The following is a 13,860-nucleotide window of genomic DNA, read 5'->3' on the forward strand; positions in this document are numbered from 1 at the left end:
CGCTCCTGCCCGTCGGCCCGCGCCGACCCCGCCCGAGTAGCTCAGTCGGTCAGAGCAGGCGCCTTGTAAGCGTCAGGTCGTGGGTTCGACTCCCACCTCGGGCTCCGCTCGGTGCATCCGCCGTCGGCCGAGCCGATTGGCGCTACGCACCCCCCTCGACCGTACGATCCTGCGACCATCCGGAGGCGGCCGGACCAGCTTCGCCCGAGGGGGGGGATCCAGAACAGATGCAGATCACGGTCGCGACCCACCACCACGGCCCGCCGTCGATGGGCCACGGCGGCTACGTCGCCGGGCTGTTCGCCCGCGAGGCCGACGGCCCGATCCAGGTCACGCTCCGCCGTCCGACGCCGCTCGACGAACCGCTCGAGCTGGTCGACCTCGGCGACGGGCGCGGGGAGCTGCGCCACGGCGACGACGTGATCGCGAGCGCCGAGCCGACGACCTTCGAGCTCGAGGTCCCCACGCCGCCGAGCATCGACGAGGCACGGGCGGCCGAGCCGGGCTCCCCCTCCCACTTCGAGGGGCGGGGCGTCCACGGCCAGTGCTTCGGGTGCGGCAACCGCCCCGAGGGCGAGGGCCTGCGGATCTTCGCCGGGCCGCTGGCCGTCGAGGGGCGCGCCATGGTCGCCGGCACCTGGCGGCCGACCGACTGGATGGCCCGCGAGGACGGCACGGTCGACCCGATGTGGGTCCTCGCCGCCCTCGACTGCCCGGGCGCCTTCGCGTTCATCGCCGGGGAGGTCCGTGCGGGGCTCCTCGGCCGCATCCAGTTCGCCCAGCACCAGCCGGTGCCCGCCGACGCCGAGCTCGTCGTCATGGGCTGGCAGGTCGGGACCGACGGCAAGAAGATGTTCGCCGGCACCGCCGTCGCCGACGCCGACGGCACCGTCCTCGCGACGGCGCTCGCCACCTGGTTCGGGTTCCCCGGGCGCTGACCGGCCCGAGCCGACGGATCAACCGCCGTTCGCCGCTCCGTCGGTGACGACGCGCAGCATCGCGAACCACCCGCTCGCCACCTCCAGGGCGAACGGCGGCGTCCCGGCGTCGGCGAGGGCCAGCACGTCGGAGGCGGCAGCGCGCGCCCCGGCCTCGATCGTCGACGGGTACTCGTAGAGCAGCCGCTGCTCCTCGAACCGCTCGGCGTCGACGAGCCGGGCCGCGCCCTGCTGCACCATGACGCCGTAGTCGAGGTCGACGAGGACGACGGTGTCGTCGAACCACCGGGCCGGCGTCGTCACGTCGACGAACAGCTCGACGGCGCCGTCGTACCAGTTCGCCACCCACCAGCCGTCGTCGGGGATGCACATGACGACGGGGTTGGGCCCCCGGTAGAGCACGGCGTCACCCCGGAGCACCTCGTGCCCGGCGGGCAGCCCCAGCCAGGTGCCGTGCTCGTCGTGGCCGAGGAGGTAGCCCCTCGCCCTCGACTGGGGCCGGTCGGGCCACCGCCGTCGCTCGATCCAGATCCGCCGTGCCGCCGCGTCGCTCACACCCCCCATGGTGGCACCCCGGACGCGCCCGGGGGCGAGGCCCGTGCCTCGCCCCCGAGCCGACCGGCGGATGGGGAACCCCGTTCCCACCTCGCCGGCCGTCCCGTTACCGGGAGATCCAGCGCCGAGGGATCAGGCCTCGTTCACGACCATCGCCGTCACCATGCCGAACATCCCGTCCTCCTTCTCCACGTGGGAGAGGATGTGGCAGTGGAACACCCAGGTGCCGGGCTCGCTGGCGTGGACCAGCACCGAGTACCGCTCGCCGGGGGCGACGTTCAGGGTGTCCACCCAGTAGGGCTCGGCCAGCGGGATGCCGTCCTTGGCGACGACGAGCTGGCGGACGCCGTGGAGGTGCATCGGGTGCGACTGGAGGCCCTCGTTCAGGTAGTGCATGAGGAACCAGTCGCCCTCCTCGAGGACGATCGGCGCCGTGGCCGGGAACGACTTGCCGTTGAGCGAGTAGCCGATCACGCCGGCGTCGTTCAGGACCATCGGCATCTCGAGGGCCAGGTCGATCTGCTCGGGGATGGTGACGTCGTTGATGGTGCGGCCGAGCGGCAGGTCGACGTCGCCGACCGTGAAGGCGCCGAACATGCCGTTCGGGACCGAGACCTGGCTGTGGGCGTGGGCGTGGTACATGCCCACCATCTCCTCGACGACCGTGAACTCGTAGGTGTAGGTCTCGCCCGACTTGATGATCTCCTGGGTGTAGGGAGCGACGCCGTCCTGGTCGTTCGGGACGGTGATGCCGTGCCAGTGGACGTCGGTGCCGAGCGGGGTGTTGTTGGTGACGACGAAGCGGGCAGTGTCGCCGACCTCGAGGTCGATCCACGGGGCGGGCACCTGGCCGTTGTAGGCCCAGGCGTCGACGAACTTGCCCGGCTCGACCTCCCACTCGATGATCGACGCCTCGAGCTCGAAGACCTTCACGTCGCCGTCGACCTCGACGGGCTCGAGCGGCAGGTTGCCGACGCCCTCGGTCTCGGCGGGGAACGCGTTCATCGAGGCCATCATCAGCTCGTCGAGCCGGTCGGCTTCCTCCTCGGTCATCTCGGCGCCGTCCGAGCCGTGGCCACCGGCGGCCTCGCCGCCGTCAGCGGCGACGGGCACCGTGGCCGACTCGGAGATGGTGATGTCGAGCACCATCCCGGCAGCCTCGTGGCCGGCGATCGTGCAGACGACGGTGTAGTCGCCCGGGGCCAGCGCCGACGTGTCGAGCATGGCCGTCTCACCGGCGTTCAGGTCGGGGGTGGTGAGGTCGGTGTCCTTGACGGCCAGGTTGTGCACCGCCGAGCCGGCGTTGGTGACGTCGAGCATCGCACCGGCGGGGATCTCGGTCGGCATGTCGATCGTGAACTCGCTCAGCGACACCGACACGTGGGTCATCTCTGCGGTCGCCGCACCTACGGCGGAGGCGCCGACGCCGTCGTCCTTCACGGTGACGACGATCACGGCGAGCGCCGCGAGGGCGAAGCCGGCCAGGCCGGCCAGGGCGGCGAAGATCGAGAACGCGTTCAGGCGTTCGGGGCGGGGGGTTGCCACGGGGGCACTCCTCGTCAACTCGGGGTTCAGGGGTACGCCGGCATGGTGCCGGTCGCGCCCACCGCCCCCTAGGGGCCCGGGTCACGGCTCGATGGGACCTTGGTCCCACGACCCCGGGTCGAGCGGCCCTGACCTGTGCCGTCCGCCACGCCGCACGATGCCTCCACGCCCGGCCGACCGCCGGTGCGCGCGTCGTCGCCCGACGGCGGAGGGACCGAGCCCGAGGGGTTGTCGCATGCGAGTTCTCGTCGTCGAAGAGGTGCCGGGGGACGGCGCCGCCGCACGCCAGGCGCTCGTCGCCGCCGGACACGAGGTCACCAGCTGCCACGACAACGGCAGCTCGTTCCCCTGCCGGGGCCTGATGCCCGAGGCGACCTGCCCGCTCGAGGGCGACGGGGTCGACGTGGCCCTCCTCGTGCGCAGCCTCCCGGGCAGCCAGCCGACGGCGCGCGAGGACGGCGTCCGCTGCGCGCTGCGCCGCAAGGTGCCGCTCGCGCTCACCGGCGAGGTGGAGGGGAGCCCCTACCTCGACCACGCGACCGTCGTCGAGCCGGACGTGGGGCGGGCCGTCGACGCCGCCGTCGCCGCGGCGACCCGACCCCTCGCGGAGCACGGCGAGGCGGCACGTCGGGCCCTCGTCGGCGTCCTCGACGCCGAGGGCGTGCCGAGCGACGAGGCCGGTGCGGTCGTCATCCGCTCCGGTCGCCACCTGGTCGTCACCCTGCTCCCCGGTGCGGAGCTGACGCCGCGCGTCGCCGAGACCGCGTCGGTCCGCGTGCTCGGCGCCGTCCGTGCGCTCGACCCCGACCCGGCCGTCATCGACGTGACGTTCGCCCGGTAGGCTCGCCGTCGATCCGACGGCACCACGGGGGGACCGCATGAGCATCCTGGGCAACCGCGTCCTGCGCACCGAGGACCCGAAGTTCCTCACGTCAGGAGGCGAGTACGTCGCCGACGTCGAGCTGCCCGCCGGCGCGACCCACGTGGTCTACGTGCGGGCGACGATGGCCCACGCCCGCATCGAGTCGATCGAGGTGGACGAGGCGCGTGCGATGCCGGGCGTCGTCGACGTCGTCACCGCGTCCGACCTCGACCTCGACCCGATGCCGCCGCCCTTCCCGATGATCGACGCCGCGATGGGTCAGCCGTACCTGGCGCGCGACGTCGTCCGCTACGTCGGTGAGCCGATCGCCGCGGTCATCGCCGAGTCGGAGGCCGCCGCGCTCGATGCCGCCGAGATGGTCGTCGTCGACCTGGACCCCCTCGACACCCTCGTCGACCCCTCGACCGCCGACGGCTCCGACACGCTCCTCTTCCCCGACGCCGGCACCAACGTCGCGATGGCCATCCCGTCGAAGGACGCCGTGTCCTTCGACGGATGCGAGGTCGTCGTCTCCCAGCGGATGGTGAACCAGCGGGTCGCCGCCGGTCCGATCGAGCCTCGCGTCGCCGCGGCCTACTGGGGCGAGGACGGTCGCCTCGTCCACTACGCGTCGTGCCAGGGCGCCCACCCCGTCCGCGACGCCATCTGCGCCGGGCTCGGGCTCGAGAAGGAGCAGGTGCGGGTCGTCTCGCCCGACGTCGGCGGTGGCTTCGGGGCCAAGGGCCGCAGCTACCCCGAGGAGATCCTGCTCGGGTGGCTCGCCCGCCGGGTTGGACGTCCGGTGCGGTGGGCCGAGACGCGGTCGGAGAACATGGTCGGCATGGGCCACGGACGTGCCCAGATCCAGGACGTCACGATCGGCGGGCGGCGCGACGGCACGATCACCGCCTACCGCCTCCACGTCCTCCAGGACGCCGGCGCCTACCCCCACATGGGTGCCGTGCTGCCGTTCATGACCCGCACCATGCTCTCGGGCGTCTACTCCTTCACCGACACCGAGTTCGACTCCTCGTCGATCGTCACGAACACCACGCCCACCGCGGCGTACCGCGGCGCCGGGCGCCCCGAGGCGGCCGCCGCCATCGAGCGCGCCGTCGACCTGTTCGCCGCCGAGATCGGCATGGACCCGGCCGAGGTCCGCTTCGCGAACTTCCTCTCCCCCGACCAGTTCCCCTACACGACGCCCACCGGCACGAACTACGACTCCGGGGACTACGCCACGGCGCTCCGCACGGCCCTCGACGCCGCCGGCTACGACGACCTGCGCGCCGAGCAGGCACGGCGCCGCGCCGCGGCCGATCCCGTCGAGCTCGGCATCGGCATCTCGGTGTACGTCGAGATCACCGGTGGCGGGGGCGGCGGCGAGTACGGCTCGGTCGAGCTGCTCCCGGACGGCAAGGTGCTGGCGAAGACGGGCTCCTCGCCGTACGGGCAGGGCCACCACACGGCGTGGGCGATGCTCGTCGCCGACCGGCTGGGGTTGTCGATCGAGGACGTCACCGTGGTGCACGGCGACACCGACGTCGTCCCCACCGGCTCGGTCACCGGCGGGTCGCGCTCGGTGCAGATCGCCGGCTCGTCGATCCACGACGCCGCGGGCCGCCTGTCCGACATGGCCAGGGAGAAGGCCGCCGACCTGCTCGAAGCGGCGTCCGAGGACGTCGTCCACGACACCGAGAACCGCCGGTTCCACGTCGCCGGCACCCCGGCGCGCGCCGTGTCGTGGACCGAGGTCGCCGAGGCCACCGCCGCCGAGGGCAACCCCCTCGTCGGCATCTCCGACTTCTCCCAGGGCGGCGCCACGTTCCCCTTCGGCGCCCACGTGGCCGTCGTCGAGGTCGACACCGAGACGGGCAGGGTCGAGCTGCGGCGCCTCGTCGCCGTCGACGACGCCGGCACCATCCTCAACCCGCTGCTCGCCGAGGGGCAGGTCCACGGCGGCCTGGCGCAGGGGGCCGCGCAGGCGCTGCTCGAAGAGGTCCGGTACGACGAGTACGGCACACCCCTCACCGCCAACTTCGGCGACTACGCCATCGTCACCGCCACCGACCTGCCGTCGTTCGAGCGCATCGCCATGGAGACCCCGACGCACCTGAACCCGCTCGGCGCGAAGGGCATCGGGGAGTCCGGCACCATCGGCGCCACGCCGGCCGTGCACAACGCCGTCTGCGACGCCCTGCGCCCCCGCGGCGTCACCCACATCGACATGCCCTGCACGGCCGAGAAGGTGTGGCGGGCGATCGAGGACGCCCGCAGCTGACCCTCAGCTCGCGGCGCGCCGTCGCGGACGCTCGCCGGCCAATCGGCGCGTCTCCTCGGACAGAGGGGCGGCGAGCAGTCCGCACGTGAGGTCGACGAGCTGCTCGACGAACAGCCGGTCGTCGCGGTGCGGGGCGGTCGCGGCGCGGCGCCCGAGCTCGACCGCGCTGAAGCGGATGGCGGCGAAGCGGCGGTGCAGCTCGACGGCCTGGGGGTCGAGCAGCGGCTCGACCGCAGCGCGCCACCGGTGCAGGCTGTTGCGGGCGCGGCCCGGTGCCGGCGCAGCGGCGTCGGTCGGGTCGACGAGCGGCTTGGCCTCGTGGACGAGCTCGGCGTTGATCTGCAGGTAGGCGGGTCCGCCGTCGGGGTCGCCGAGCTTGGCGGCGAGGGGGCGGACCAGTGCGCCGGCCATGTCCCGCAGGGACGGCGTCGCCTCGGCCTCCAGGTGGTCGAGCACGGCGTGGCGTGCCGTGTCGACGGCGGCCCGGTGCTTGTCGAGGATGGCCCGCAGCACCCCGGCACGGTCGTCGAAGTGGTACTGGACGGCCACCGCGCTCTTCGCCCCCGCGGCGCGATTGATCTCGCGGAGGCTGACGGCGTCGATGCCCCGCTCGGCGAAGAGCTCCTCGGCGGCGGTGATGATCCGCTCGCGCGTCGTCGGCGTCACCGGCTCATCATGGCACGGTGCGAGCGCTCGTCTGTATGGTGCAGCTGCACCAATGGCCACCACGAGGGGACCGCACACGTCATGGCATGGGATTTCTCCACCGAGCCCGAGTTCCAGGAGCAGCTCGACTGGGTCGCACGATTCTGCGAGGAGGAGCTCGAGCCCCTCGAGCTGGTCTTCCCCGGCGCGTCCCGCTCCCGCGACCCGAAGATCAAGGCCATCGTCGACCCGCTGAAGCAGCAGGTGAAGGACCGCGGGCTGTGGGCGCTCTTCCTCGACGAAGACCTCGGCGGCCCGGGCTTCGGCCAGGTCAAGCTCGCCCTCCTCAACGAGATCCTCGGCAAGTACCCGTCGGCGCCGGCGATGTTCGGCACCGCCGCCCCCGACACCGGGAACATGGAGCTCGTCGCCGCCTACGGCACCGAGGAGCAGAAGGAGAAGTGGCTGTACCCGCTCATGAACCAGGAGCTGCGGTCGGCCTACTCGATGACCGAGCCCCAGGGCGGATCCGACCCGGACCTCTTCGTCACCACCGCCGTCCGCGACGGCGACGAGTGGGTCATCAACGGCGAGAAGTGGTTCACCAGCGCCGGGGCCTTCGCCGACCTCATCTTCCTCATGTGCAAGAACGGGATCTTCGTCATCCCGAAAGGCACCCCGGGCGTGGAGATCATGCCGAACAGCCCCATCGCCCACAGCCACATCCGCTACACGGACGTGCGCGTCCCGCTCGACCACCTGCTCGGCCCCGAGAACGGCGGCAAGGTGCTGGCCCAGCGTCGCCTCGGCGGTGGCCGCATCCACCACGCCATGCGGGCCATCGCCCAGTGCCACCGGGCCTTCGACATGATGTGCGAGCGGGCACTCAGCCGAGAGGCGCACGGCAAGGTCGTCGCCGAGCACCAGATGGTCCAGGAGGCGATCGCCGACTGCTACGCCGAGATCAAGATGCTGCGGCTGCTCATCCTCGAGACGGCCTGGGTGATCGACAACTCGAGCACCCAGGAGGCCCGCACCCAGATCGCGGCCACCAAGTACACCGCCGCGAAGGTGCTGCGCGACGTGGCGTACAAGGCGATGCACGTCCTCGGCTCGCTCGGCACCACGAACCTCACGCCCCTCAAGGCCATGTGGGACGGCGCGCCGACGATGAGCGTCATGGACGGCGTCGACGAGGTCCACAAGGTCACCGTCGCCCGCAACGTCCTGAAGGGCTACCGCCCCCACGAGGGCCTGTGGCCGACCGAGTACATCCCCGCCAAGGCCGAGAAGGCGCGGGAGAAGTTCCAGCCGCTGCTCGACAGCGACCCGGAGCTGAAGGAGATGGCCGAGAAGATGGCCCGTCGCCAGGCGTTCGTGCGCGGCTGACCCGCCCGGCGGGAACCGAGGCCGAGCCCGCCGGCGCGCCGCTCAGGTGCGCTGGCGGGCCACCTCGAAGCAGGCGACCGCGCCGGCGGCTGCGACGTTCAGCGAGTTGAGCCGTCCGCGCAACGGGATGCCGGCGACGGCGTCGCAGCGCTGGCGCACCAGGCGGCTGAGCCCCCGCCCCTCGGCCCCGAGCACCAGGCACACCGGCTGGGAGAGGTCGAGTCCGTCGAGGCGGTCGTCGCCCGTCTCGTCGAGCCCGACGACCCACACGCCGGCGTCCTGCATGCGGGTGATGGCCGTCGGCAGGCCGCCGACGAGGGTCATGGGCAGGAACTCCACCGCCCCGGCTGCGGACTTCGTCACCGTCGGCGTGACGTGCACCGCCCGGTGGCGGGGCAGGACCACGCCGGAGACGCCCGCGCACTCCGCCGTCCGCAGCAGCGCGCCCAGGTTGCCGGGATCGGTGACGCCGTCGAGGGCGATGAGGAAGGGCTGGCCACCGTCACGGGGCCGGAGGAGGTCCTCGAGGTCGTGCTCGGGCAGGGGCGCCGCCTCGGCGTAGACCCCCTGGGGGGCCTCGGTGCGGGCCGAGGCATCGAACTTCGTGCGGCTCACCTCGCGCAGCGGGACCTTGAGCTCGTCGGCGAGGTCGATGATGTCGTCGAGGATGTCGGCGGGCTCCATCCCGGCGCTGAGGACGACCTCCTTCACCCGGCGACGTCCGGCGAGCAGCAGCTCGCGGACCGCCTGGCGCCCCTCGACCCGGTCGCCGCCGAGCCCCTTGGGCCCGGTGCGACGGGGGGCACCGCTGTCGCCGGAGGGCCGGCGGGCCGCGGGCGCCGCGCCCTTCGCGGCCGCCCGCTGGCGACCGGCGGCCGACGACGCCGACTTGGCCTTGGCCTTCGCGCCGGCGCGGCCGACCGGCGCACCGGACTTCTTGGCGCGGGTGAACGGCGTGTCGGCGCGGGTCGAGCGCCCTCCCGACCGTCCCCGGCCGCCGCCGCGCCCACGTCCCTGTCCCGAACCAGCCATCAGCGTCCCTGTCCTTCGTCTCGTCGGAGTAGCGCCACCGCGGTGCACACGACGCCCTCGGCCGCCCCGATGGCGCCGAGGCCCTCGGCGCGGGTGGCCTTGATCGACACCGGCGCACCGACCATCTCGGTCATGCGGCGCTGCATCTCGTCCCGCCGGGGGGCGAGCTTCGGCCGCTCGAGCACGACGGTGCAGTCGACGTTGGCCACCGCCCAACCGTCGGCTCGGACCTGGTCGAGCGTCGCGGCCAGGAGGCGTGCGCTGTCCGCACCGGACCACGTGGGATCGGTGTCGGGGAAGTGCATGCCGATGTCGCCGAGGCCCGCGGCCCCGAGCAGCGCATCGATGGCGGCGTGGACGACGGCGTCGGCGTCGCTGTGTCCCGCGAGGCCCGTCTCGCCCTCGAAGCGCACCCCGCCGAGCACCAGCGGGCGCGCGGGGTCGTCGCTGAACCGATGGACGTCGATGCCGTGGCCGATCCGGAGCTCCACCGGGCCAGCGTGCCACGCACCCCGCCCCACGGCACGTTGGTGCTCACCCAGCGTGGCTCGTCGTGCGCCGCCGTCACGGTCGGTAGCATCGAGGGCCATGACCGATGTCTCGTTCCTCGCCGGCGTCGAGCTGTTCTCCCAGCTCGACAAGTCGGAGCTCGGCCGCCTCGTCGAGGTGGCCGAGCGTCGCCAGCTGCGGCGCGGCGACACGCTGTTCGTCGAGGACGACGCGTCGACCGAGCTCTACGTCGTCGTGCGGGGCCGCATCGCGATCGCGAAGAAGTCGATCGACGGCCGCGAGTCGATGATGGCGCTCATGGAGCAGGACGACCTGTTCGGCGAGATGGCCTTCTTCGACGGCCAGGGGCGCTCGGCGGAGGCCCGGGCCCTCGAGCCGTCCGAGGTCGTCGTCATCCCCTACTCGGCCCTGAAGCAGATCTACGAGGCCCGCCCCGAGCTGCTGTGGAGCGTCACCGCCATGCTGGTGCGTCGGCTGCGGAGCATCGACGACGCCCTCGCCGACTCGGTGTTCCTCGACGTCACGGGCCGCACGGCGAAGCGCCTGCTCGAGCTGGCCGGCGACGCCGAGGAGTTCTCCCTCCCGATCACCCAGGAGGAGCTGGCCGGGATGGTCGGCGCCTCCCGTGAGCGGGTCAACAAGGCCATCGCCTCGTTCATCCGGCTCGGGTGGATCGAGCAGCACGACCGCCGGTACCGCATCACGGACCGGGAGCAGCTCACCCGCCGTGCCATCTGACCGCCCGCAGGTCGTCGAGCCCCGCTGGCTCGACGGGCGTCAGCAGCGTGCCTGGCGCCAGATCATCGCCGGGACCACCCTGCTCATGGACCAGCTGGAGCGCGAGCTGCGGGCCGAGCACGGGCTCACGCTCGCCGACTACGAGATCCTGGTCCACCTGTCCGAGGCCCCCGAGCGGCGCCTGCGGATGGCGGATCTCGCCGATGCCGCGTCCGTGTCCCGCAGCCGCCTCACCCACCGGGTGGACCGGATGACCGCGCAGGGGCTCGTCGAGCGCGCGCCGTGCCCGACCGATCGGCGGGGCACCTTCGCCGTGCTCACCCCGGCGGGCTTCTCGGTCATCGAGGCCGCCGCGCCGACCCACGTCGCGGGCGTGCGCCGCTACGTCGTCGACCCGCTCGACCCCGCCGTGCTCGACGCCGCGGGCGGGGCGCTCGGCACGGTCGCGGCCGCGATCCGAGCCGCCGCCGAAGAGCAGGATCAGGAGTAGCGCTCGAGGATCGAGGTCTCGGCCAGGCGGGTGAGTCCCTCCTTGATGGCCCGGGCCCGGGCCGCGCCGACGCCCTCGACCTCCTCCAGGTCCCCGGTGGTGGCCCGCATGATCTTCTGCAGGTTGCCGAACCGGCGCACGATGTTGTCGACCACCGCGTCGGGGAGACGGGGCACCTTCGACAGCAGGCGGTAGCCACGGGGCGTCACGGAGCGGTCGAGGTCGATGCCGTCGCCCGGCATCCGGAGCGACTCGGCGATGGCCTTGAGGTCGAGCAGCTCCTCGGTGTCGTAGCCGGCGAGGGCGCCCATGGCCTCCGCCAGCTTCCAGTCGACACCCTCGTGGAAGTAGTCGCGGACCACCTGGCGGCCGTCCTCGAACACCCCGCCGAGCAGCTCCTCGAGCTGCAGCATGATGAGGCGTCCGTCGACCCCGAGCTCGATGACGTCGATCTCGATCTCGTCGGCGATGCGGCGCACCATCTCGGTGCGCTGGAGCACGCTGACGACGTCGCGCAGGGTGACGAGGTCCTCGACCTCGAGCGCCGACAGGGACGCCGACACGGCGTCGAGCCGCGAGCGGTATCGCTCCAGGGTCTGGAGGGCCTGGTTGGCCCGGCTCAGCAGCCGAGCGGTGGGCTCGAGGGGGTGCTTCTCGTCGCCGACGTAGACCGCGATGACCGCCATGTCCTCCGACACCGAGATGACGGGGACGTCGATCGAGCGGGCGACCCGCTCGGCGGTGCGGTGCCGGGTGCCGGTCTCGGAGGTGGGGACGTTGGGGTTCGGCACCAGGTGCACGTTGGCCCGGGCGATGCGGGACGCGTCGCGGGCCAGGATGATGGCGCCGTCCATCTTGGCCAGCTCCGACAGGCGCTGGGGGCTGAACGCGGCGTCGAGGAGGAACCCGCCGGAGCAGATGTTCAGCACCTCGGGCCCGTCGCCGATGACGATGAGCGCGCCCTTGCCGGCCTGCAGGATGCGGTCGAGGCCCTCGCGCAGGGGCTTGCCCGGCGCGATCGCCCGCAGGGCGTCGAGCGATGCGGGGCTGTGCCGGGCGACCACGGCGGGAGTCTAGCGAACGCGCCGGATCGGGCCCGGAGCGGTGAGGCCCATGTGCACGGCGTCGGCGAGCGTGGCGGCCCGGACGAGCCGCACCCCGGGCGGGGCGTCGCCGGTGGAGCGGGGGACGATGGCGGTGGTGAACCCGAGGCGGGCGGCCTCGGCCAGGCGGCGGCCCGTCTGGCCCACCTGGCGCAGCTCGCCGCCGAGGCCGACCTCGCCGATGGCGACGAGGTCGTCGGGGACGGGCATGTCGAGGCGGGCCGACGCCACCGCCATGGCGAGGGCGAGGTCGGCCGCGGGCTCGACGAGGCGGACGCCGCCGACGGCCAGGGCGTAGACGTCGTGCTCGCTGACCGAGATGCCAGCACGCTGTTGGAGGACGGCGAGCAGGAACGACATGCGCCCGTGGTCGAGGCCCTGGGCGGAGCGGCGGGGCGAGCCCGCCCCGCCGTCGGTGACGAGAGCCTGGAGCTCGACGAGGAGCGGACGGTGGCCCTCGATGGTGGGCACGACGATCGAGCCCGACACCCCGGCCCGCCGGTCGGCCAAGAAGAGCTTGCTCGGGTCGGGCAGCCCGACGAGGCCGCCCTCGGTCATCTCGAACAGCCCGAGCTCGTCGGTGGACCCGAACCGGTGCTTGACGGCCCGCAGCAACCGCAGCGCGTGGTGGCGCTCGCCCTCGAACGAGACGACGGTGTCGACCACGTGCTCGAGCACCCGGGGCCCGGCCAGCCCGCCGTCCTTCGTGACGTGACCCACGAGGATGGTGGCGATGCCCCGCGCCTTGGCCTCCGCGGTGAGGCGGGCGGCGCAGTCCCGCACCTGGGCGACCGACCCGGCCGACGACGTGAGGTCCGGGGCGGTCATCGTCTGGATGGAGTCGACGACGCAGACCACCGGCGCGACCTGGTCGAGGTGGGCGATGACGTGGGCCAGGTCCGTCTCGGCGACGAACCACAGCGACGGCTGGAGGGCGCCCAGCCGCTCGGCCCGCAGGCGCACCTGCTGGGCGGACTCCTCCCCCGAGACGTAGAGGACCTGGACGTGGCGCTCGGCCAGGGACGCAAGGGCCTGGAGCAGGAGGGTGGACTTGCCGATGCCGGGCTCGCCGCCGAGCAGGGTGACCGAGCCGGGGACGAGGCCGCCGCCGAGGACGCGGTCGAGCTCGTCGATGCCGGTGGGTCGTGGCTGCCACTCGGTGGGGTCGACCTCGCCGATGGGCGCGGGTGTGGACACCGGGGCCACGCGGGCCGCCGGCGCGCTCGGCGCCTCCACCTCCTCGACGAGGGTGTTCCACTCCCCGCACGCGGGGCAGCGACCGGCCCACTGGGGCGCGGCGCCGCCGCACTCGGTGCAGCGGAACACGGTGCGGGATCGGGCCATGTCCCCGACCCTACGCCGGGGGTGTGACAGCCCCGAGGCTCGTCAGCGGCCCTCGGCGCGGAAGGGCAGGACCCGACGGCGGTGCCGGCGCGCCTGCATGTTCTCGAGCCGCCGGTCGGTGCGCAACGCGGACGTCACGGCGCCGTCCACCTGGACCTGCTCGACCGGGTCGCTCGGCTCCACCGCCACGACCCAGTCGTAGTCGTTGGCGAGCAGCACGGTCCGCCCGACGAGCGACGGCAGCGGCGCGCTCGGCACCGGCAGCAGCCGATCGTGGCCGTCGGCCGTCTCGACGAGCAGCGAGCGACCCGCTCGGGACCGCACGGTGGCGGCGCGGTAGCGGGATGGCGTCGCCGGGTCGAGCGGCTGACGGGACGCGCGGGACGGGTGCCAGGACATGGTTCTCCTTCGCCCCACCCGCTCCGGAC

Annotated in this window: 14 protein-coding genes and 1 tRNA gene; 7 read left to right on the forward strand and 8 right to left on the reverse strand. The window is 73.2% G+C overall.

Features of this window, described 5'->3' with window-relative positions:
• Window positions 1-30: 30 nt before the first annotated feature.
• Together GH723_RS15905 and GH723_RS15910 are read left to right on the forward strand one after the other, a co-directional pair.
• A tRNA-Thr gene (locus GH723_RS15905) sits at window positions 31-104 on the forward strand.
• A 123-nt stretch (window positions 105-227) separates the two neighbouring features.
• On the forward strand, window positions 228-938 hold the full coding sequence (locus tag GH723_RS15910) for a hypothetical protein (RefSeq protein WP_153760570.1): 711 nt from the start codon (window positions 228-230) through the stop codon (window positions 936-938).
• Window positions 939-956: 18 nt separating this feature from the next.
• Here the strand turns inward: GH723_RS15910 and GH723_RS15915 are convergent, their stop codons facing one another.
• Both GH723_RS15915 and GH723_RS15920 read right to left on the reverse strand, forming a co-directional pair.
• Complete coding sequence (locus tag GH723_RS15915) at window positions 957-1,493, reverse strand: DUF402 domain-containing protein (protein ID WP_153760571.1); 537 nt, start codon at window positions 1,491-1,493, stop codon at window positions 957-959.
• Window positions 1,494-1,625: 132 nt separating this feature from the next.
• A complete protein-coding gene (locus GH723_RS15920; protein ID WP_153760572.1) occupies window positions 1,626-3,038 on the reverse strand; it encodes a multicopper oxidase domain-containing protein in 1,413 nt (470 codons plus the stop codon).
• Between the two features lie 235 nt (window positions 3,039-3,273).
• Between GH723_RS15920 and GH723_RS15925 the strand changes: the two genes are divergently transcribed.
• Together GH723_RS15925 and GH723_RS15930 are read left to right on the forward strand one after the other, a co-directional pair.
• Window positions 3,274-3,879: a hypothetical protein gene (locus GH723_RS15925; RefSeq protein WP_153760573.1), complete on the forward strand. Its 606-nt coding sequence runs from the start codon at window positions 3,274-3,276 to the stop codon at window positions 3,877-3,879.
• A 37-nt stretch (window positions 3,880-3,916) separates the two neighbouring features.
• Window positions 3,917-6,181 (forward strand): xanthine dehydrogenase family protein molybdopterin-binding subunit, encoded by a 2,265-nt coding sequence (locus GH723_RS15930; protein ID WP_153760574.1) that lies wholly within the window; start codon window positions 3,917-3,919, stop codon window positions 6,179-6,181.
• A gap of 3 nt (window positions 6,182-6,184) precedes the next feature.
• On the opposite strand, the gene GH723_RS15935 is transcribed toward GH723_RS15930, so the two are convergent.
• Window positions 6,185-6,847 carry a helix-turn-helix domain-containing protein gene (locus GH723_RS15935; RefSeq protein WP_153760575.1) on the reverse strand — a complete coding sequence of 221 codons (663 nt, stop codon included), beginning with the start codon at window positions 6,845-6,847 and terminating at the stop codon, window positions 6,185-6,187.
• Window positions 6,848-6,928: 81 nt separating this feature from the next.
• Here GH723_RS15935 and GH723_RS15940 point away from each other — a divergent pair, with 81 nt between their 5' ends.
• On the forward strand, window positions 6,929-8,215 hold the full coding sequence (locus tag GH723_RS15940) for an acyl-CoA dehydrogenase family protein (protein WP_153760576.1): 1,287 nt from the start codon (window positions 6,929-6,931) through the stop codon (window positions 8,213-8,215).
• Between the two features lie 42 nt (window positions 8,216-8,257).
• Here GH723_RS15940 and rlmB read toward each other — a convergent pair whose 3' ends face one another.
• Both rlmB and ispF read right to left on the reverse strand, forming a co-directional pair.
• Complete coding sequence (gene rlmB / locus GH723_RS15945; RefSeq protein WP_153760577.1) at window positions 8,258-9,247, reverse strand: 23S rRNA (guanosine(2251)-2'-O)-methyltransferase RlmB; 990 nt, start codon at window positions 9,245-9,247, stop codon at window positions 8,258-8,260.
• Window positions 9,247-9,738 (reverse strand): 2-C-methyl-D-erythritol 2,4-cyclodiphosphate synthase, encoded by a 492-nt coding sequence (gene ispF / locus GH723_RS15950; RefSeq protein ID WP_229022883.1) that lies wholly within the window; start codon window positions 9,736-9,738, stop codon window positions 9,247-9,249. The genes rlmB and ispF overlap by 1 nt, the downstream gene beginning before the upstream one ends.
• A gap of 97 nt (window positions 9,739-9,835) precedes the next feature.
• Between ispF and GH723_RS15955 the strand changes: the two genes are divergently transcribed.
• Together GH723_RS15955 and GH723_RS15960 are read left to right on the forward strand one after the other, a co-directional pair.
• On the forward strand, window positions 9,836-10,495 hold the full coding sequence (locus GH723_RS15955; protein WP_153760579.1) for a Crp/Fnr family transcriptional regulator: 660 nt from the start codon (window positions 9,836-9,838) through the stop codon (window positions 10,493-10,495).
• Window positions 10,485-10,985 carry a MarR family winged helix-turn-helix transcriptional regulator gene (locus GH723_RS15960; RefSeq protein ID WP_229022884.1) on the forward strand — a complete coding sequence of 167 codons (501 nt, stop codon included), beginning with the start codon at window positions 10,485-10,487 and terminating at the stop codon, window positions 10,983-10,985. Before GH723_RS15955 ends, GH723_RS15960 begins: the two co-directional genes overlap by 11 nt.
• On the opposite strand, the gene disA is transcribed toward GH723_RS15960, so the two are convergent.
• From disA to GH723_RS15975, 3 genes are read right to left on the reverse strand one after another with little or no spacing between them, the layout of a single operon-like run.
• Window positions 10,976-12,049 carry a DNA integrity scanning diadenylate cyclase DisA gene (gene disA / locus GH723_RS15965; protein WP_153760580.1) on the reverse strand — a complete coding sequence of 358 codons (1,074 nt, stop codon included), beginning with the start codon at window positions 12,047-12,049 and terminating at the stop codon, window positions 10,976-10,978. The genes GH723_RS15960 and disA overlap by 10 nt on opposite strands.
• Window positions 12,050-12,058: 9 nt before the next feature.
• Window positions 12,059-13,432 (reverse strand): DNA repair protein RadA, encoded by a 1,374-nt coding sequence (radA, locus tag GH723_RS15970; protein ID WP_153760581.1) that lies wholly within the window; start codon window positions 13,430-13,432, stop codon window positions 12,059-12,061.
• Window positions 13,433-13,474: 42 nt separating this feature from the next.
• Window positions 13,475-13,831 carry a hypothetical protein gene (locus GH723_RS15975; protein WP_153760582.1) on the reverse strand — a complete coding sequence of 119 codons (357 nt, stop codon included), beginning with the start codon at window positions 13,829-13,831 and terminating at the stop codon, window positions 13,475-13,477.
• Between the last annotated feature and the right edge of the window lie 29 nt (window positions 13,832-13,860).

The sequence above is a fragment of the Actinomarinicola tropica genome (assembly GCF_009650215.1).
Lineage (GTDB): Bacteria > Actinomycetota > Acidimicrobiia > Acidimicrobiales > SKKL01 > Actinomarinicola > Actinomarinicola tropica.

What these genes read in the sequence shown, in the direction of transcription:
- GH723_RS15930 (WP_153760574.1), top strand. Translation starts at nt 3,917, where the DNA reads ATGAGCATCCTGGGCAACCGCGTCCTGCGCACCGAGGACCCGAAGTTC.
- GH723_RS15940 (WP_153760576.1), top strand. Translation starts at nt 6,929, where the DNA reads ATGGCATGGGATTTCTCCACCGAGCCCGAGTTCCAGGAGCAGCTCGAC.
- GH723_RS15975 (WP_153760582.1), bottom strand. Translation starts at nt 13,831, where the DNA reads ATGTCCTGGCACCCGTCCCGCGCGTCCCGTCAGCCGCTCGACCCGGCG.
- radA (WP_153760581.1), bottom strand. Translation starts at nt 13,432, where the DNA reads ATGGCCCGATCCCGCACCGTGTTCCGCTGCACCGAGTGCGGCGGCGCC.
- GH723_RS15955 (WP_153760579.1), top strand. Translation starts at nt 9,836, where the DNA reads ATGACCGATGTCTCGTTCCTCGCCGGCGTCGAGCTGTTCTCCCAGCTC.
- GH723_RS15910 (WP_153760570.1), top strand. Translation starts at nt 228, where the DNA reads ATGCAGATCACGGTCGCGACCCACCACCACGGCCCGCCGTCGATGGGC.
- GH723_RS15925 (WP_153760573.1), top strand. Translation starts at nt 3,274, where the DNA reads ATGCGAGTTCTCGTCGTCGAAGAGGTGCCGGGGGACGGCGCCGCCGCA.
- rlmB (WP_153760577.1), bottom strand. Translation starts at nt 9,247, where the DNA reads ATGGCTGGTTCGGGACAGGGACGTGGGCGCGGCGGCGGCCGGGGACGG.